This is a genomic window from Paenibacillus sp. JT22N1 (assembly GCF_059692155.1).
This window is the reverse complement of record NZ_JCAUAW010000023.1, coordinates 1-19,338: the sequence shown is the minus strand read 5'-3', so window position 1 is coordinate 19,338 and position 19,338 is coordinate 1. Positions and strand designations below refer to the sequence as shown.

Genomic DNA, 19,338 nt, shown 5'->3' with positions numbered 1-19,338 from the left:
CTTGGCTTTGGTTTCAAATTGAGAATGCGAAACAATGTGAACAGTCAGTATACTATGCTCTTATGCTAAGATATCGTTTAATTGATACAACTGCTACTTACAAGAATGAAGAAGCGGTGGGAAAATCAAAAGGCGAAGCGGTGTCTCAAAAGAAGAGATTATTTGTTACTAAGAAACTTTGGATTCAGGATGCTAGTTATGAAATACGAAAAAAAGCATCGAAAAATCAAAAAAAAATGGATTATTTAGACTTGTAATTAATACAACAGCCTTTGGCGACGTATATAGTTCTTGACGGGCAACGGAGGAATTGTATCGAGAGGGCAATTGGAGTAAGCCACTTCTATTCGAACCGTTTTGTTGGATTCGATATTTTATAATGAAGTCTTTCCAGCTGTAAACCCATCCTTTCTATCATCAAAGTAAAAGTACAAACGTCATGAAAGAGAACAACGTTCAAATCGAGTCATGTGGATCTTTCGCTGAAAATAACCTATTTGATAACGAAGCATTAGTATCCTTAGCGAATAAGTACAAATAAAACTGTCGCTCAGGTGGTTTTACATTGATAAAACTCAAAGAGGCAAGGTCGCGATTCCGAAAACTGTGCGTGAGGAAAGAAATCATCGAAAACTTCAATATTCTCGACTTTGAATTATGCCAAGAGGATATGGAATAAATCACTTTAATAGATACGAGAAAAAGCCTCTTACTTTCGCACAGAGATCCTGAAATTATGGAATGGATGTCTATTTATATGATTGGACAGGTATTAGAAAATCCTTATAACGGTACATAGGTCGGTTGAGAATTGTAGTGAAGACTAAGGTGAGTTCGAACAGGAAAGTAATGCAAAAGAACTACGGCGACAGTGTTCGACGAAGCTGTCCAACTTAATTATTATAATCTGAAATGGGAAAGAGGCCATGTCTACCATCTCTAACCATCGGATGTCACCGGCAACAAAGGTCGTCTTTGCCGGTGACCGTTACCTAGTTCGGATATGCACTCGGGATCTTCCTTCTCGTGCCGCGGGGCGATGCTCTCAACCAACGCCAGCGTCATTCCAGACCCTGAGTCTGTCAGCCGTGATTCTCATCGACTCCTCCCTTGCCCCGACTTTCTCGGTGCTTCTCGTGGCTTTCGGCAGTTGAGTACTGACCACCATTTCTGAGCAATTGCTGACCCCAGTTGGCCAGCGAGCTCACCGAGCCTGAGGGAAGCTGACGAGTGGTCGGCGCGATCGCGTCAGGCACCCCTAGTGGTATTCTGCTCTCACGTACGATCAGCGGCTTCGTCGCCGCCTCCTCGGCTAGATGGCATCTTCGGAATCGCGGCGGCAACTGTACTTATTTTCGCCGTCAAACTGCGCACGATTATCCCGTATCTCGAATCTCGCGACCCCGTCCCTTACCTGCGTCTTCTTGGATCGGTGTTCACCACTGTGGCTCATCATCACTCGACGGTACCGCAGCTGGACACCTCTCTGCAAAATTCACCTTGTTCTCGCTGTTCTGGACATCACTGACCTACCTGTTGAGTCCCTCCTCCTATTCGGCGCGCACAAATACAGAACTTTCAAATGCTGTAGCTTATGCGATCAGCGCAGATCAAATTTAAGGATCAATGCTTTCGAACTATATGATTAAACAACTCAGGTCTGTAACGGAAAAAGTGAAAAGATACTTTAAATTTAGGTATTGGGCAAAAGAGTTTTATGTAAGATATTTTCACATGAGAATATTGAGATTTTTTATTAATTAAATTATATAACTCAGTTTTTTACTAACGTATTTTAAAAATAAAATTGGAGTGGAATAGGAGCAATACAATGATAACAAATGCATGGAAAATTTATATGCTCGCCGTCGTCAGCTTCCTTGTCGGTACGTCGGAGCTTATTATCGCGGGGATTCTGGATAAAGTAGCGGCATCTATTGGGGTTCCCGTATCTGTAGCTGGGCAGCTGATTACTGTTTTTTCATTGGCGTACGCTTTTGGGACGCCTGTTCTGATGGCTATAACGTCACGAATGGATCGGAGAAAACTAATCATTTATTCTCTTGTCGTATTTGTCATAGGCAAAGCCATGACGGCTGTTTTGCCGGGATTTTTCTTTCTATTCATCTCGAGGATCGTTCTGGCGCTTAGTACCGGCGTATTTATTGTTACCGCATTGATGGTGGCATCCAAACTCGCTCCGCCCGGTAAAAAGGGCAGCGGTATCGCTACAGTCGTGATGGGCTTTTCGACCGCGCTGGTTGTCGGCGTTCCACTAGGTAGAGTGGCCGCTTCTTTCTACGATTGGAAGATGGTCTTTGCAGGCCTCGGGGTACTTGGGCTGCTGGCCATTGCCGCGGTGTCCTTCATGATTCCAAAGTCGGAAGGGGAAGAGCCGGTGCCGATCGGCAAGCAGCTGGCCTTGTTGAAGGAGCCTAGAATCGCCGTGGCGTTGCTCATTACGTTCTTCTGGATCGCCGGATATTCGATTGTTTATACGTACATTTCGCCGTTCCTGCTCTCTGTTACGGGAATGAGCGAGCAAATCGTAAGTATCGGGCTGTTCGCTTTCGGCATTGCCAGCCTGTTAGGATCCAAGTTCGGGGGCTACAGCTCGGATAAATGGGGTGTACCCCGCACGCTCATCGGCAGTTTGCTGGTTCATGCGGTGGCTCTGATCCTTATCTCACTCGCGGCCATGTCGCCAATCGTCATGTTCCCACTGCTCATGCTGTGGTCCTTCTCCGCCTGGACGTCGGGCCCGACTACGCAGTACAATTTGGTCCAGCAGGCACCGGAAGCATCAGGTATTATGCTAAGCTTGAACAACTCTGTGGTGCAGCTAGCCATGGCTGTCGGTGCAGGCATCGGTGGAGTTGTCGTGGAGCAAGTGTCACTCACGTCCATCAGTTGGATCGGGGCTGCTATTGTGTTCCTCGGAGCTGCAACGACAGCTGCATCCTTCCGATTATCGCGTTCAGAAGCCCTCCACAGGGGGTAAATCTGCTGCAGCATCATAGAGCAGTATTCCAGTACTCCGGAGTCGTCCTTTAGAGAAGGTTATAACGTCTTACTGTTTATAGATAATGATAAAAATAGGTAGTTTTACAAAGAAGGTGGAATGTTACAGAACTGCACCCCTTTTGTGACTCAAGATCAAGACACCTTGCAAGTTTTAAGCAGCCAGTCCTCGGAATACATCGGAGACTGGCTACTTAGTTTCGCTTGAATCCGAATTTATAGTAATTGATGTAATCTCGAACGGTCTGACGGGCGATGGCCGTCGTTAGTTCTTCGAGGTAAAACGTTTTCGAGTTTAGTGTGGAATAAACTTAACTCAATAGGGGCATTATCAGTTGGCGTTCCTTTACAGGATGTGATCATGGTAATGCCCTTATCCTTTACTACAGCTTAGTAAGCCTGAGACTTATACACTCTGCCCTGCTCGCTATGGAACAATACATTTGTCCGCTCTGGAAGTTAGTCCAGCGTATCCATAACCAATCTACCAGATAGATCATTGAAAAAGGAGCAGCCTGATAATCTGCAGACTGCTCCTTGCTTTTTCAACTAACGTTAGGTTTAATCTTTAAGACTTAAGTTTAATCTGTGTTAAATTTTTCATAAGCTTTGGATTACCCATATTCTACTTTCACCATACTTGCGGGGACTCTTTATTTTCAGCCGTTGCTAATACAGTATCTCTATAACACTTGCGGAGTTACATAGCTACCTCACAAAGCTTCATTAAAACCCTCCTCTAATCAACCAACTGAAGGTTCACAACTGTCCTATGTTCTCTTAAAAAACCTCATTTCCCCACACAATTGGAACTATCCTGCCCGTTAGTTTAGTCGCCGGGGCGGCCATCACTTTACAAACCCGCCTAACAAAGATTCTTCATCTAGATTAATCATCACTCCAACCTACTAAAAAAGCGTTCACCCAGTAGAGTGAACGCCTAATTACTTCAAAACTTTTTTTTCTTCAACACATGTTATTTATCAGTGTCTCAATAAAGGAAGGGATTATCTAATTCGATGCTTCTCAGTTTTTGAGTCATTCGCTGTGATTATAGCGCCAATGTATTCTCTCGCCACCGTTAACCCCGGACTTAATCCAGTGCCCCGTAAATGGCAGCCCGCAGTCGAGGATGAATGAAGGGCTCAAGGCTCGGCAGCAGCTGCTGCATGTACACGACGGACAATTCTTCCTTAGGATCGATCAACAAGTAAGACCCGGCTAGACCGGCCCAGCCGAATTCACCGATCGAGCCGTTGATGCCGCCGGCTGCAGGATCGATCATAACACGGACCCCCAAACCATAGCCATAACCACTCATTTGCGGCCAGTTAAAATCCTTGATCTGTTGTGGATTTAAATGATTGGTCGCCATCAAATGAACCGTTTTCGGGCTAAGAATCCGCACCCCGTCCAGCTCCCCGCCCTTCGCCAGCAGCTGAGCAAATCGGCTGTAATCGCCGATCGTCGAAAGCAGGCCACCTCCGCCGCTTTCATGACGGCTTCCTGGTTGATAGCGGGCGTCCATCCTGGTATTAGGAGTAAGCGTACCGTCTTCTGCACGATCGTACATGGTACATAAACGATCTCGCTTATCCTCCGATATCCGGAATGAGGTGTCGGTCATTCCCAACGGAGCGAAAATTTCCTTCTGCAGAAACTCTCCGAATGTTTGTCCGGACAGCACTTCGATCAATGCTGCCAAGACATCGTGGCTTGTACCATACTTCCAGTGCGTGCCGGGATCGAAAGCCAGCGGAACTTCTGCCAACGCTTTGGACAAAGCCTGCATGTCAACGGTCGCTGCAGCGTTCTCCATGATTGTACGGGTTTGCCGTTCGGTTTCCGTGCCGTCACCACCGTACGTAAGCCCGGAGGCCATCGTGAAAAGATCCTTGATCCGGATCGGACCCACTGCAGGGGATAAAGACTTGGTACCATATTCGTTATATCGGTACACCTGCGGATTTTTGAACTCCGTCAGGTATTCCTCCAACGGATCGTTAAGCAGATAAAGTCCTTTCTCATAAAGCATGAGTGCCGCTGCGCAGGTAACTACCTTAGTCATCGAATAGATCCGGTAGATTGTATCCGGAGTGATCTCCTTCTTCTTCTCCAAATCCGCATAACCCAGGGTTTCCTGATAAACAACTTCTCCCCGCCGCACAACGGTACAGGCACAGCCGGCAGGCCCCTTTTCCATGACACTCTTAAGTAGCGGTGTCAATCGATCATTCAGTCGCTTACTTGGGTTCATTTTCCTATCCCCTCCCAGAAACGTTTTCAACTATAATTATAACATAATCTTCCACAAGGATTAGAGCAATCCCAATAATTTCTGATCCCTGTACTCCAAAGCCTCCAATGATGTTCACCACTTTGTGGAATCATAATCCATAAATATCCTATCTTCCTTAAAGTATATCTTTTGGTAATCATCACATGTGCTTTTGCAATCTAAGATTCCTTAATCTAGTACCGAGAAAAACAAAAACGGTCCTATCGCGAAAGAGATACGAATACGACCGTTTTTTTAGAGTAAGTAAAACGCCAAGCCGATCACGTTCGAAGGCTTGGCATATATTTCGTTAAAATGTTGGCAGGACCCGTCCAGAGCAGCCGCTCTTTAATAACCGCCAAGATAAGCCTGCTTCACCTGGTCACTGGCCTGCAGCTCAGCAGCCGTTCCCGAGATCACGTCTTTTCCGGTTTCAATCACATAAGCGCGATGAGCAATGGATAGCGCCATATTCGCATTTTGTTCGACCAGCAATACTGTCGTGCCGGTGCGGTTGATTTCTACAATAATTTCAAAAATGGTTTTAACCAACAATGGCGCAAGACCCATGGATGGTTCATCCAGCAAAAGCAGCTTAGGGCGTGCCATTAGCGCCCGACCCATGGCTAGCATTTGCTGCTCCCCGCCGGATAGCGTACCTGACAACTGTTTACGACGCTCCAGAAGTCTAGGGAACAACCGATACACGTTCTCCATATCTTCGCGAATGCCGCGTTTATCTGTACGCAAATAAGCCCCGAGCTCCAGGTTTTCTTCAACGGACATGTTAGCAAATACGCGGCGGCCTTCTGGTACATGGGAGATCCCCGCTTTTACTATCTCTTGTGCAGGCTTGCCCGCAATAGATCCGCCCATGTACTGGATATCACCTTGCTTGGGTTTAAGGAGACCGGACAATGACTTTAGAAGTGTGCTTTTGCCTGCACCATTGGCACCAATTAAAGTGACAATCTCGCCTTGATTCACTTCCAAAGAGACTCCCTTCAGGGCTTGAATGTTGCCGTAATATACATTGATTTCATCAACTTTAAGCATCGCCGCTCTTCACCTCCTCGCCTAGGTATGCCTCAATGACCTTGGGATGGTTGCGGATTTCATCAGGCGTTCCTTGTGCGATGAGCTGTCCATGATCGAGCACATAAATCCGTTCACAGATACCCATTACTAATTTCATATCGTGTTCAATCAACAGGACGGTTAACTGAAATTCCTTGCGGATAAACGCAATAAGCTCCATCAGTTGATGTGTCTCTTGCGGGTTCATCCCGGCTGCCGGTTCATCCAGAAGGAGCAGCTTCGGGCCTGCGGCTAACGCGCGAGCGATTTCCAATCGTCTTTGCTGGCCATAGGGCAAATTTTTGGCGATTTCATCTTTATAGGACTCTAACTGAAAGATCCGGAGAAATTGCAATGCTTTCTCTTCGATTTCCTTCTCTCCTGCAAAATGTGAAGGAAGGCGCAAAATAGAGCTCATCATCGAATGCTTAGACAAAGAGTGATAAGCGACTTTGACGTTATCGAGTACGGACAGTTCATTAAAGAGACGAATATTCTGGAAGGTTCGACTAATTCCGCTTCGTGTAATTTGATAAGGTGCGAGTCCATTCAACCTCTTGCCATCGAACAGAATATCGCCCTCCGTTGGCACATATACACCCGTCAGCAGGTTAAAACTAGTCGTTTTTCCCGCTCCATTGGGGCCAATAAGACCAATGAGTTCTCCTTGATGAATTTCCATATTAAATCCAGATACCGCTTTTAATCCGCCGAACTGAATGCCGGCATCTTTTACAAGCAGCAAAGGTTTATTTGCCATGCAAACGTCCTCCTTTGCCAAACGACCATTTGCCTAAATAAGAAGTGATTTCTTTAGTTCCCATCAAACCTGTTGGTCGATACAGCATGACAACAATCAGTATGACGCTGTAAATGACCATCCGAGTTTCCGGATAGCTCTGCAGAAAGGTGGAAACGATCGTCATCAATATCGCGGCAAGCACCGCGCCGGATAAGCTTCCCAATCCGCCAAGTACAACGAAAATCAAAATATCGAAGGACTTCAAAAAGCCAAAGTTCGTCGGCTGAATGATATAGAAATTGTGCGAGTATAAGCCGCCGGCAATACCAGCAAAAAACGCCCCAATTGCAAAAGCAACAACTTTATAATACGTCGTGTTAATTCCCATCGCATCCGCGGCGATTTCATTTTCCCGGATCGAAATACAAGCTCGGCCATGCGTGGAATTCGTAAAGTTCATAATGACAAGTAAGGTAACTAACAGACAAAGGAAGGCATATGTCCAATTGGTCAAATGTGCAACCTGCATCCCAGCTGCCCCGCCCACATATTCAATATTTACGAACACAATGCGGATAATCTCTCCAAAACCAAGTGTAGCAATTGCTAGGTAGTCACCCTTTAGTCGCAAGCTCGGAATGCCAATCAGCAAGCCCGTTGCTGCTGCAACAACGCCTCCAATAACTAAAGCAAGCGGAAAAGGAAGATGCAGCTTCGTACAAATTGCGGCCACATAAGCACCTACGGCCAAAAAACCTGCATGACCAATAGAGAATTGACCTGTAATCCCGATGACCAGATGTAAGCTGACAGCGAGAATAATATTAATCACAATAAAAATTAACGTATTCGAATAAAAAGCATTCAATATGCCTGTGCTTATGAGTAACTGAACAAGGCTATATACAATAATGGAAACAATAAGGAATAACCAAAATCCGTTAGTTTTTTTCATCCTCATCCGTCACCTACACTTTCTCTCGAGTATTTTTACCCAAAATGCCTGACGGCTTGAAGATGAGAATTAAAATCAAAATAATGAATGCAGCAGCATCCCGCCAGTTGGAGTAGCCCAGCGCACTAACCAACGTTTCAACCAAGCCCAGGACAAGTCCACCGATCGCAGCTCCCGGGATAATACCAATACCGCCTAACACAGCCGCAACGAATGCTTTTAAACCTGGAATCACGCCCATGAGCGGTTCGATCTTCGTATAGTAGATCCCGAAAATAACCCCTGCCGCACCTGCCAGAGCAGAACCAATGGCAAAGGTAGCCGAGATCGTCCGATCCACATTAATGCCCATCAAGCGAGCGGCTTCCGCATCGTGGGATACGGCCCTCATCGCTTTTCCGATTTTCGTACGGCGAACGATGAATTGCAGAATAATCATTAAGAACACTGATACGCAGAGAATGAAGATTGAAGCGCTGCTAATCGATGCTCCCAGAAATTTATAGCTTTGATTCGGCAATACTTGCGGAAACGCTTCTGGCTGAGCACCGCGCAAATAGATAGTTCCGTATTCAATCAGAAGGGAAACCCCGATCGCTGTAATCAGCGCTGCTATTCGGCTCGCGTTGCGCAAGCGCTTGTATGCAATTCTCTCAATAACGACCCCAAGAAGCGCGCAGATAACCATAGCGATGATTAGAGCCGGGAAGAAGCCTAACCCAGCGTATTTAATGGCATAGAAGCCGATAAACGCGCCGACCATGAACACATCACCATGCGCAAAGTTAATGAGGCGAATAATACCGTAGACCATCGTATAGCCTAATGCGATAAGCGCGTAGATACTGCCAAGTGAGATCCCATTAATAATCTGCTGTATCCAATCCATAATTTTCAATCCCCTTCTGAAAATGAAACGGGTGAGGGAGATTCCCCCACCCATGCTAAATGCGTATTAAGGATTAACTTTTGTTTCGAACTGTTGCTTACCATCTTTATACTTTAATACTGTTGCAGTTTTAATCGGGTTGTGCTGGTTGTCAAATGTAATTTTTCCGGAAACCAAAGCCAAATCTTTGGTTTGCGCCATAGCATCCTTAATTTTCGCTCCATCAGTCGAGCCGGCACGTTTGATACCGTCTGCGATCAGGTAAACGGAGTCATAACCAAGTGCGTTAAAAGCGTCCGGGGATTTGTTCTCGTATTTGCCTTTAAATGCTGTAACAAAGTTTTGAATCGTTTTGTCCGGATCTTCGGAGGAGTAGTGATTCGTAATAAATGTATTGTTCAGAGCCGCAGCGCCTGCCAGTTCAACCAGCTTCGGAGAATCCCAACCGTCTCCGCCCATGAATGGGACCGTGATTCCCATTTCCCGTGCTTGCTTGATGATCAAACCAACTTCTTCGTAGTAGCCTGGAATAAAGACGAACTCTGGATTCGCTGCTTTGATACGAGTCAATGTCGCGCGGAAGTCTGTATCTTTGGCTACATAAGATTCTTGAGCGACTACAGTACCTCCAGCTTTTGAGAACGTATCTTTAAAGGACGCTGCAAGTCCTTTCGCGTAATCGCTCGCGTTGTCTGCAAAGATTGCCGCCTTCTTCACATTCAAGTTTTTAGCTGCAAAGTTCGCAGCAACGTTACCTTGAAATGGGTCAATAAAGCAAGTACGGAAGATATAATCATTGACTTTGCCGCTCGTTCCCACAGTTACGTTCGGGCTTGTGCCAGAAGGTGTCAGCAATACCGTTTTGTTATCTGTAGCGATTTGAACCTGTGCTACCGTGTCTCCGCTTGTTGCTGCGCCAATAATCGCGGCCACTTTATCTTGGCTGGTTAATTTAATAGCTGCATTCGTTGCTTCGGCTGCCTCTGACTTGTTGTCAGCTTTAATAATTTCGATTTTCTTACCATTGATTCCGCCATTTTTATTAATTTCTTCTGCGCCGAGCTCGATACCTTGTGCAATAGATTGTCCGTAAGAAGCAACAGCGCCTGAAAGCTCCAAGTTAGCTCCAATTTTGATAACATCACCTGAGCTGCCGGACCCACTTCCCGCTGCACCGCAACCAGTCAGCAGTCCCGCCAACAATGATGTACTCATGACCGCATACGAAACTTTTCCCAAGATATTCTTCTTCATGTTGTTCCCCCATTGTAGATTCGTAATTTTTTTTATTTATGTAAAAAAGGATACATAAACAGAGTTAACTTACCCAGCATGTTCAACTTGCTAATCAATTAACCGATTGTCAATTATACTATAACAAAGTTCACAAGTTGTCTATAATTTCGTCAAATTTTTGACAGAATGTCTAGTACGCTTGTTGTTCTCTCTTATTTATACACATATAAGCATGTTGTAACTTGTAAAACGTCAGCAATGCAAAACACCCCTTAACTTATTTGATAAGTTAAGGGGTGTTTTGCATACATGCTCTATTATTTTGATTGTAATCTAGTTAAATCACAATTTATCTCGATCCATGGAGTTTGCACATTTTTTCTTTCAAATGCGGAACCGACTTCACTTTTCAAAGGAACTAATAGACTGGGATCTTTATTCAACAAATAGTAAACATTTATTATCGCTATATTTCTAGTATCATTGTTGTATTCATCATCTTCATCACCTGCGAATATTCTCCATCCGCTGTCCTCTTCTCGATCCCCATTCTCCCGATACATCCAACGAATTGTACTTCCATCCTCTAAGCATTTCTTTGACACTAATGCCATTTTCTCTCCAATATCCAACCATAAAGGGTTATCTTCCTTTATTATTGTTCTTGCAATATGCCTTGGTTCAAATTCAATTGTATCTCACACATCTAACATTTTTATATAAACAGGTTGATTAGTGAGCATACCAGTATATTTCTTGCTGAGTAGCTTTTTACCTGTTATCTCCACCCACATTCTCTCAGCCCTTGGACTGTCTACTTCTGGAATATGAATATTAATAATGAAGTGTAACCTTACTAGGTCCCCCTTCTTTTGCCCTTTTCGTTCTTTTAGAGAAGGTATGTAAAATGAGTCTGGAGATAATTGATTGGCTTTCTCAACATCTTCTAATATCCATTCCATCGTTTATCTCCTTAATAAAGCTATCGTTTTCCATCCCTCGGTTGAACAACGAAAGGGATTAATAACTGAAAATAAGCACTACTACACATGGTACGTGCTGTAGCACTTTTTCTGTCTCATTCCTCCACGATTGCGACCGGACGTGTCCAGCCCGCACTCGCCTTTTCCACTTTGATCGGAAAGCAGCATACTTTGAAGCCGAACGGCTTCGGAATTTTTTCCAAATTGGCCAGTTTCTCAATCTGGCAATATTCCCGGTCCTTGCCGACATAATGCGCTGCCCACAAGACGCCTTCCCTCGGCTGCTTTTTGTACGCTTCAGCTTGCAGGTTGAGCGGGATATCCCAACCCCAGCCGTCAGTACCGACTACCTTGACGCCTTGATCCAGTAGCCATAGCGTAGCTTTGGCAGATACCCCGGCGTGAACGAACGCATAATGTTCGTGGTACAAACGTTTGTCCGCATCGCTCCGGATGAGAACGATATCGTACGGTTTCAACGAATACTTGATCCGTTTCAGCTCGGCTATCAGATCGTCCGTCGAAATCTCGTAACCCGGCGGCTTCGTACTGAAATCGAGCACTACACCATCGGAATAAAACCATTCGAGCGGCAGTTCGTCAATCGTTCTTGCCTGCTTCCCTTCCGAAGTCGGCCAGTAGTGCCATGGCGCGTCGATATGAGTACCCGCATGCGTATTTAGGGTTACCGTTTCCGTCGCCCACGCCTTGCTTTCCGGAAAATCGTCCTGCTTAAGCCCGAGTGCCGCAGCCGCTTGCAGTGCCCCAGCCTCATGGTTCGCATACTCGATCTTCGCAGGTAGAGGCTCGCGGATACGCGGACTAATCGGCACGCTTAAGTCGATAAGCTTCATCACTTATTCCTCCTCCTTTGTCTCCCGATTCAAGCCCATTATACCATATTGCTCCAATTGCTGATCGTCTACCGTTGCGCGCGATGGCATCTTTTCGAGCAGTGAGTCTTTGCGCTGGTCAAACCAAGCGATGGATCGGTTCCATCGCCGCACTATCGTTTCCCGTTAGCGTAACAATACATGCAGCAATAATTGCTTATACTCCGTAGAAATCCTTTATATTTAACCAAGTTTCATACCAGAATGTTTTTTGTTTATTTGGTTTCAATATCTCGAATTGTTTATCGTTCCTTATTATAAACACTTTATCATCTATATTTTTTAGGGTATCACCGAACTGAAATACAATATCTAAACAATCCTGTCGATAGTGTTTTTCTCTTGTATCTGACCACTCTGCTTTTTCAGTGGAAAATTTTTTTCTGATTTTTTCCTCGTCCCTTCTAGAAAACTTTAAGTTGTTAGCCCGTTGTACTAGGCTATCGTTCGCCGTTAGCTTAATGCCCTACTATAGTTTACTGGACATCTCTCTCGTCGATATACTTCCAACCGAGCCAAGTCTCGACCGTCAAATATATCCCGTTTTGTCCCGTCACTTTGACGGATTGAGGAGCGAGGGCCGCTCCCGATGGACGATAAGTCCAACCCGAATGAAGCGTCGTCACCTTGTTTAATTGGACTGTTTTCCCGACGAATTTTCCGTCAGGTTTAATCTTTTCCGCTTTTGTATCCGGGACAACAATATTCATAGGGCCGACCCATGTGTCGATCGTATAAGTCAAAGAATTTCCCTTCCCTCCGATTACGGTCACAGTTTGAGGAGCTAAAGCGAGGCCCGTCGGTCCGCTTCCATCCGGGAAATAAAGCGTCGTCGTCTCTTTTAATGTTATTTTCTCCGGGAGAGTCCCTTCTATTGGCTCGGCGGCAAAGGCGGCAGAAGGCAAAAGGACGGCGGCAGATAAAGCGATCGGAGCGATGAATCGGACGATTTTTTTCATGATGAAACCTCCTAAAATTATGTTTCTAAACTTTAGACGCTATAAACGACAGGAATGTTTTTTTGAAGCGTCTATATAAAAAAATTACACATGGAGGGCAATAATGAATCTTAAATTCATCATCACCGCTCCGACCGCACCTAAGGCCCGTTCACCTGCTCGATCGACCAGTTTTTTACTCAACTATCCTGCCCGTTGAACAGGCCACCGATCTTGCCGGCAGCCTGGTGTCGTTGTGCTATCGTTACCCGTTACTTCAACAACAAGGAAGCCAATTGGTTTGTGCTCCCTCCTGGGTTCTGATCGTCGATCATCGCTTCGGTTATGCTGGCGAATGGAATCCAATGGGTTGGTCCAATACGCAGTGCCTGCCGATGTTGACCGCGTTCAAGGAAGGACACTCGATCGCTCTCGTTACTTTCTGAAGCTTTTCCAACAGCGACCTCCTTCTGACATTCTAAGCTCCAAACGGGGTTCGTTTTATTACCCATCATGCCTCATTTTATTTACATACGGCGATGAATTTGTGTTCTCCTGTCTCCCCCTCTCTATTGTCTGTCTAATACTAGAGATTGCTTGCTTTAAGGAGTTTACACAAATTATTTTACAGTCTCGAAACTCTCCATCTGTTGAATTGGAATATAACAAAATCAATCCACCTTGCTATTTTTTCGGCTTGAATTTTGCGCTATAAGCCTTAGCATCTTCGTCATCTATCAACCATCCGTATCTTTGAAGAAATTCCAACTTACGCTCATCAGTATCGTAGTGCTCTTCTGTTCTTTTTCCTGGTACCCTTTCATTTTCTTTCCCGTTAAAAAAGCGACTAGATTCTCCCTCTCTATAGGAGACCGGCTCTCCGTCTTTTATATACTTACCGCAGTATACGTCTTTATATCCGCTGTAGGTTTTTTCATTTCCCACCATACTGTCTAATTTACCACTTGCCAATTTTGCGAGCAGCCCTTTTTCTTCATTAGTTTTCCCCATGACAATCCTCCTTAAGATGAACTTCAATATGCTCCGAATCGTAAGCGCCTATTGGATATTCTCTAATCCAACCCTCAATTTGAAATGCTTTACCACATTTTTTGCATTCACAGTTGTCTTCAGTATCAAAACTGTACACAATATCCGGCCCCATATCATCATCAAAACTGCTTTCATTTGATGTTTCATCCCACAGATAGTCATCCAAATCAACTTTCTGCTCTGCACTACAGTGAGGGCACTTAACAGTACGCATAAGTGGGACAGGGCGATAATCATACATTTCATTCACATCCATGAACGCTTCGCCTCCCTTTTCTCTCTGCTGTATCTCGTTCCAGAAATATTCAGTCGGCAAAGAGTCATAATGTACATCGTTTTCTAACAGCTCTTCCAAAAGAAGCAGCGAACCACTCATTCTTTTCATTTCTTCCTCTACCATACGCCTGCGTTCAATGATTGCATCTTGGAGCGTCATTTCACTACCCTGCACCTTTTTGATATCTCCACAGGTCAACCCAGACTTTGTGAGTACGACCAGTTTTTTAAGTGTTGCAATATCCCTCTCCGTATAGTCGGCATTCTTGCTATCTGTGATAGCTTTTTCATGAACAAATACCCCCTGTTTCTTGAAGTATTTAAGTCGCTCCCTGTTGGTGCCGAGTATTTTTGTAACTTCTTTAGTCTGCATTATTTACATCACCAACTTTCAATAAGTATCATACATAACGGGGACAATGTCCCCGTCAAGTGTGTTTTCAAATAAATAATTAATTAATTCCTAAAGACACTTTAGCTCATCAAATACCTATTTATTGTTGTCCAAAGAAACTGTTGATTTGATGCAGTTTTGGAGTTGAAAAAGCGTCAACTTTTGAAGAATAAGTTTTAGACTGATCCTAGGAATTGAAACAGCGACAGCCAAGGACAAGAAAAATAAAGTCCTAGACTGTCGCTGTTTCGTTCAACTAACGTTCCCGAGGGAGCGTAATCATTAGTTAAATGGCTTCCAGAACGGCTACTCTCATCAGTATTTTTAGGCTCACGGTTAACTCGTCCAGCCATGAATTGTCTTTGACTGAACACGATGTTCAAATATAAAGGGAGAGCCAGGTTACTTTTCTCCCCTTTTTTATTTCACGATGATTGGCAAGTCTTCGTGTGCTTCAAGTAGGCTACGGGCATTTCTATAAAAATAAGTGAAGGCAGTTCCCGTAATAAGAAAGTTGCTGAGAAAGAAATTGCTAACCCTAATTGGTTCGTCAATACTCTTATACCTTACAACCCCAATTTTATTCACTTTCCCCGCCATTTGAAGGCCTAAGCTATTCGGGTGGCAAAACTCGGATAATTCGTCATAAACGCTTCTGAAAATCGGTGTTTTGTCTCCTGTGACTTTTTTGTATTCCTTGTCAGCAGCATCAATCATAGTCATAACATTGATTGGATCTGGCGCATGGGTAATTTCGCCTTTTGCCCTCATCCCTAGATTTAACCTTCTGAGCAAAGTCTCTAATTCCTCATAAGCAATTTCACCGCCATAAAAACTTTTCAGCTTCCTTAGAAATAACGCAACTGCACCCGTTATTTCAAAATGCGCCCTAGTGGTAACTGCAAACACCAACTCGTTGTTATTGTTTATTGAATCAATGACACCGCTAAATAAATACCAAGACCTATGGAGGGACATTTGTAAAAAGTGTAGACCATTTTGGCCTAAAAGTCTCTCTGGTCTTTCGGGTAATGGTACAAGTTTGGGGATGAAATATTCTTTATGGAACACTTCTAAGGCGTAGAGGTCGTCTATGGTGTCAATTTCTCGATCAATTTTTTTTATTGCCTCGATGGCTTCCTGTATTAGCATTGTTTTAACGCCCCACATTGATTTTTTTATAAGGAATTATACCATGTTTCACCCAACAACCTTTGTTAAACTTTGTAATGCCTGAAACTTCACCCTGCACCTAAATGTGGGGCCCCTGCTAAATCGGGCTTGCTACGCAAAACTGCCCTTTAGCTTAATGACGAAGAGGTGCCTCTACGTCGCCTGCTCCTCCACATGCGTGCCCCTAAGCTTAGCGAAAGTTAGTGACGGACCAATAATCATCCGCGTCACTAAGACTTTTTAACACCTTATTCGCTACTTTGTCGTAAATATTGCCAAAGAAACTACGTTTGTCGTATCTTAACCATTCGTCCTTATCACCAATCCTTAGCCTATTATCGGGATGTAAATCATGTGTGGTCACTTTGTTCGGAGGAACTTTTTCTCCCCAATGATGGGTATGACCCTCTGGTGAACAAACTGCTATCTCGATAATAAAACCACCACCATATTTATCGAATTGAAATGTTAGAAGGTCTATTTTCTTTTCGCTTATTCTTCGAAAATGAGGAAAAGTACCCTTGAAGCCGCGGTCGCGTAAGCTGGGAATAACGACGTTTTTGAGTGAACTTATCATTTTATCTCTCTATGGACAACTTAACCCCCCCAACTTTTTCTTTGTTTATTTAGACGCAGGGCTCTATAATTCGTTGCATTACTGCCCTTACTTCAGCAAAATAGGGATCGTCTGACTGCGCTGCAGCCAGCAATCCCTATTTAAGTAATGTTCTTCGTTAGCGGAGCGATACAATAATCCGATAGCGTCAATTTCGTTGCGAAGTAATCTCGGTATACATACGTTCCCCAGTTAGCTTAATCGACCAAAGCATTTTGATCGAACCAAATATCTTGTTCTTTTTCTGATATATAAAATCTATATCCATAAGGTAAAGCGAAATATTTGATTAACTCTGGTCTCTTAAATGCTGCATGGTGATAATGAACCGTCATCAAAGATTCCACGTTATCGTCATACAGGTCAGTAGTAAGCCACCATCCCGACATATGCTCTGGTGAAGGATATCTCACTGATTCGACCGCTAGTCCTTCATACACACCTTTAGAAATAACAATCATTTGATTAAAAATCGGAAATATGGGCGTTGCCCCGTACTTCTGACATAATTGTTTTTGTTCTTGAACTACTTTAATTGCATAGTCGGCACCTTCTACATAACCTTCACCATTACTTTGGACTTCCCATATCTCATAATAAAGTTCAGAAAGTTCACAACATTTTACCATCCAGGAATGGTATGCAATGGTTTGGTCAGGTTTAATTAAAGGCTTAGCATCAATTACGTAATTAACTAAGTATCTGATTAGCTCTACATACTCGTCTTGTAACCTTTTTTTGATGGATATCATGAATTCTTTTTTTATCATTTTATACAATCCATTTGTCCGAATGTATCCATTTTCAAACAAAATTTTTATTCCACGATATTCAATCATTCATTTTCTCCTTATATCAAAGTCAATGCTCTTCTTTCCCTTTTTTCAGTTGATTAGTAATTCAAGTTCCATATCACTTTTCCCTTGTCATTAAACTAATCTGCCCGTTCGGTGAGCAAAAGGCTGCCGATCGTGCCGGCAGCCTCCCATTGCTTTGTGTTGAACAAAAGTTTCCCGTTAGTTTAACGACCTGACTTCTATTTATGCTACGGTTCACCGTAATGTAGCTAAGCACAAAGTTCATTTTGACCATAAAATATACATCAGTATATAAAGACAAAACCACTCCTAACAAGGGAGTGGTTTCTCTGTATAGAACTTCTCTTTTATCTAATCTCCTTTACTTATCATTCATAAGAGGGATAATCTCTTGTTGAATCAATCTAATTAAATTGTTGGAAATAAAATCTGTCCTCTTCGATAAATCTGTCTCTTCATAAATCCAGTGTCCATAGATTTCGTATACTTTATCATCTATATATCTGCCCTCACTGATTTTTTTCAAATGACTGAAGAGGTCATTGTCAGGTTCAAATACAAACCACCTGTCTCCGCCTTGACTACCTAATCTAAAAGATTGAAAACCAAAGGTTCCCTTTTCTCTATCCACTCCGTCTACATTGACGCAAAATGCTCCTCCGTATGAGCTAAACTGGAAGTGGACATTCACTATACATCCATTTTCACGATAATAAAATCTTGGAAAAGAACCTCTAAAGTTTAATGTTCTTAAAAATGGAATAGCAATATTTTTTATTGATTTTTCCATTTGTCTCCTTGCATTATTCAAACCACACATCCTCGCTCTCTATATAAAATTATTGCCTAATTTAGAAGATAGTCCAATAAAATCGTGCTTTCTTTCCAATCAGTGGCACAAGTAAGGCAGAAACAGCTTACTCATTTTCAACAGTCTCTAAATTTGCAATTGTTCCGTTTAATTAGCAATAGGCGAATACAAACACCTCTTCCCATTAAATGATAGGATAATGTCTTCATGGTTTTCCGATGAACCATATACGGTCATTACGTTCATACCATCGTCATAAACCCGTGTTAAATAACCATTAACACACTTTACAAAACCTAATTTGCCTAAAGGCTCTATCCGAGAATCATTAGATTTCAAAATAAACTTTTTCCCATCCAATGGGAATGAAATAGGTGGTGCTTCTTTACAGGTATTGATGCCCTGGTTAGCAACCATAGCAACAGGTTGTGTTTCTCTAGAGAAGAAGTAAGTAAAACCTATCAAGCAAAGTGTAATACAGCCCCCTATGATAAGTCTGTTTTTCATCAGTTTACACCACACTCCATAACTTCCCGTAAAACTTCAATAAAATCATTCTTTGATTAAATAAATAATACCATATACTGGAATGAACGTCTTTATCGTATCGCTTCAAATTTCACTCTTAGTCGAGCGGTGGAAGTGCTATAGGGGTTTCCATGAAACCAATAGACCTTATTGATGGAAACGGTGACCCGTATCACTAAGGGAGCGATGATATATAGTCGTTCCACCACGCTCTACTGCCCGTTACTTCAGCGGATAGATGCTTCACTAACGATTCCGTAAGCGTAACTGGTTTAAAATGAGACATCAATATTCATCTTGTAGATGGAAAAATACGTGAAAAAGATATGTTCCTTATTTACTAAAAATTTATCGGATTTACTCGGAGAGCGTTATATCGCTGTCCTTTTTTGTGCTCGCGGTGACATTTTTGTCCGCGAGTATAAGACCGCTTTTTATGATTATTGCCACCCCTGCGGGAATGAGGAGAAAATTCTCGGCGATAAATACTAACATACTCCCCATGTTTACAATATTTCCGACGATAAAAAGAGAAATTGCGGAAATCATCGCGCTCGAGCATATCATGTAAATCCTGTTGCGCCATATCTTGCGCGTGGTCATTTTGCCATTCGAGCGGGTGAAAAAGAAGGCAATCCATACGAACATCAGCCCGAA

At 43.4% G+C, this 19,338-nt stretch carries 22 protein-coding genes; 2 read left to right on the top strand and 20 right to left on the bottom strand.

The window, feature by feature from the left end; genetic code table 11:
- Positions 1–62 precede the first annotated feature (62 nt).
- The gene (locus AC58UU_RS32205) at positions 63–257 is read left to right on the top strand and encodes a hypothetical protein (protein WP_497321638.1); all 195 of its coding nucleotides are present in this window, start codon (positions 63–65) and stop codon (positions 255–257) included.
- Between the two features lie 1,577 nt (positions 258–1,834).
- Complete coding sequence (locus tag AC58UU_RS32200; RefSeq protein ID WP_497321714.1) at positions 1,835–3,001, top strand: MFS transporter; 1,167 nt, start codon at positions 1,835–1,837, stop codon at positions 2,999–3,001.
- A gap of 1,113 nt (positions 3,002–4,114) precedes the next feature.
- Here the strand turns inward: AC58UU_RS32200 and AC58UU_RS32195 are convergent.
- The 20 genes from AC58UU_RS32195 to AC58UU_RS32100 form a co-directional block, all read right to left on the bottom strand.
- On the bottom strand, positions 4,115–5,278 hold the full coding sequence (locus AC58UU_RS32195; protein ID WP_497321637.1) for a serine hydrolase domain-containing protein: 1,164 nt from the start codon (positions 5,276–5,278) through the stop codon (positions 4,115–4,117).
- A 369-nt stretch (positions 5,279–5,647) separates the two neighbouring features.
- On the bottom strand, positions 5,648–6,355 hold the full coding sequence (locus AC58UU_RS32190) for an ABC transporter ATP-binding protein (RefSeq protein WP_497321636.1): 708 nt from the start codon (positions 6,353–6,355) through the stop codon (positions 5,648–5,650).
- Positions 6,348–7,136 carry an ABC transporter ATP-binding protein gene (locus AC58UU_RS32185; protein WP_497321635.1) on the bottom strand — a complete coding sequence of 263 codons (789 nt, stop codon included), beginning with the start codon at positions 7,134–7,136 and terminating at the stop codon, positions 6,348–6,350. The genes AC58UU_RS32190 and AC58UU_RS32185 overlap by 8 nt, the downstream gene beginning before the upstream one ends.
- Positions 7,126–8,073, bottom strand: coding sequence for a branched-chain amino acid ABC transporter permease (locus AC58UU_RS32180; protein ID WP_497321634.1), 948 nt, complete (start codon positions 8,071–8,073; stop codon positions 7,126–7,128). Before AC58UU_RS32180 ends, AC58UU_RS32185 begins: the two co-directional genes overlap by 11 nt.
- Positions 8,074–8,086: 13 nt before the next feature.
- Positions 8,087–8,962 (bottom strand): branched-chain amino acid ABC transporter permease, encoded by an 876-nt coding sequence (locus AC58UU_RS32175; RefSeq protein ID WP_497321633.1) that lies wholly within the window; start codon positions 8,960–8,962, stop codon positions 8,087–8,089.
- Positions 8,963–9,028: 66 nt separating this feature from the next.
- Positions 9,029–10,216, bottom strand: a complete 1,188-nt coding sequence (locus AC58UU_RS32170) for an ABC transporter substrate-binding protein (protein WP_497321632.1) — start codon at positions 10,214–10,216, stop codon at positions 9,029–9,031.
- A 299-nt stretch (positions 10,217–10,515) separates the two neighbouring features.
- Positions 10,516–10,830 (bottom strand): DUF2185 domain-containing protein, encoded by a 315-nt coding sequence (locus AC58UU_RS32165; protein WP_497321631.1) that lies wholly within the window; start codon positions 10,828–10,830, stop codon positions 10,516–10,518.
- A 66-nt stretch (positions 10,831–10,896) separates the two neighbouring features.
- On the bottom strand, positions 10,897–11,160 hold the full coding sequence (locus AC58UU_RS32160) for a hypothetical protein (protein WP_497321630.1): 264 nt from the start codon (positions 11,158–11,160) through the stop codon (positions 10,897–10,899).
- 116 nt (positions 11,161–11,276) lie between these two features.
- The gene (locus AC58UU_RS32155) at positions 11,277–12,035 is read right to left on the bottom strand and encodes a cyclase family protein (RefSeq protein WP_497321629.1); all 759 of its coding nucleotides are present in this window, start codon (positions 12,033–12,035) and stop codon (positions 11,277–11,279) included.
- A 3-nt stretch (positions 12,036–12,038) separates the two neighbouring features.
- Positions 12,039–12,188, bottom strand: coding sequence for a hypothetical protein (locus AC58UU_RS32150; protein ID WP_497321628.1), 150 nt, complete (start codon positions 12,186–12,188; stop codon positions 12,039–12,041).
- A gap of 362 nt (positions 12,189–12,550) precedes the next feature.
- On the bottom strand, positions 12,551–13,033 hold the full coding sequence (locus AC58UU_RS32145; RefSeq protein ID WP_497321627.1) for a hypothetical protein: 483 nt from the start codon (positions 13,031–13,033) through the stop codon (positions 12,551–12,553).
- Positions 13,034–13,284: 251 nt separating this feature from the next.
- The gene (locus AC58UU_RS32140; RefSeq protein ID WP_497321626.1) at positions 13,285–13,527 is read right to left on the bottom strand and encodes a hypothetical protein; all 243 of its coding nucleotides are present in this window, start codon (positions 13,525–13,527) and stop codon (positions 13,285–13,287) included.
- Between the two features lie 169 nt (positions 13,528–13,696).
- Positions 13,697–14,023, bottom strand: a complete 327-nt coding sequence (locus tag AC58UU_RS32135; RefSeq protein ID WP_497321625.1) for a hypothetical protein — start codon at positions 14,021–14,023, stop codon at positions 13,697–13,699.
- Complete coding sequence (locus AC58UU_RS32130) at positions 14,010–14,714, bottom strand: helix-turn-helix domain-containing protein (RefSeq protein ID WP_497321624.1); 705 nt, start codon at positions 14,712–14,714, stop codon at positions 14,010–14,012. The genes AC58UU_RS32135 and AC58UU_RS32130 overlap by 14 nt, the downstream gene beginning before the upstream one ends.
- A 441-nt stretch (positions 14,715–15,155) precedes the next feature.
- Positions 15,156–15,887, bottom strand: coding sequence for a hypothetical protein (locus tag AC58UU_RS32125; RefSeq protein WP_497321623.1), 732 nt, complete (start codon positions 15,885–15,887; stop codon positions 15,156–15,158).
- A 211-nt stretch (positions 15,888–16,098) separates the two neighbouring features.
- Positions 16,099–16,485 carry a DUF4304 domain-containing protein gene (locus tag AC58UU_RS32120; protein WP_497321622.1) on the bottom strand — a complete coding sequence of 129 codons (387 nt, stop codon included), beginning with the start codon at positions 16,483–16,485 and terminating at the stop codon, positions 16,099–16,101.
- 236 nt (positions 16,486–16,721) lie between these two features.
- Positions 16,722–17,363 (bottom strand): immunity protein Imm33 domain-containing protein, encoded by a 642-nt coding sequence (locus AC58UU_RS32115; RefSeq protein WP_497321620.1) that lies wholly within the window; start codon positions 17,361–17,363, stop codon positions 16,722–16,724.
- A gap of 340 nt (positions 17,364–17,703) precedes the next feature.
- Positions 17,704–18,132, bottom strand: a complete 429-nt coding sequence (locus tag AC58UU_RS32110; RefSeq protein ID WP_497321618.1) for a DUF4304 domain-containing protein — start codon at positions 18,130–18,132, stop codon at positions 17,704–17,706.
- Positions 18,133–18,300: 168 nt separating this feature from the next.
- Positions 18,301–18,660, bottom strand: a complete 360-nt coding sequence (locus AC58UU_RS32105; protein ID WP_497321616.1) for a hypothetical protein — start codon at positions 18,658–18,660, stop codon at positions 18,301–18,303.
- Between the two features lie 378 nt (positions 18,661–19,038).
- Positions 19,039–19,338, bottom strand: a 300-nt coding sequence (locus tag AC58UU_RS32100) for a hypothetical protein (protein WP_497321614.1), incomplete at its 5' end; no start/stop codon positions are given.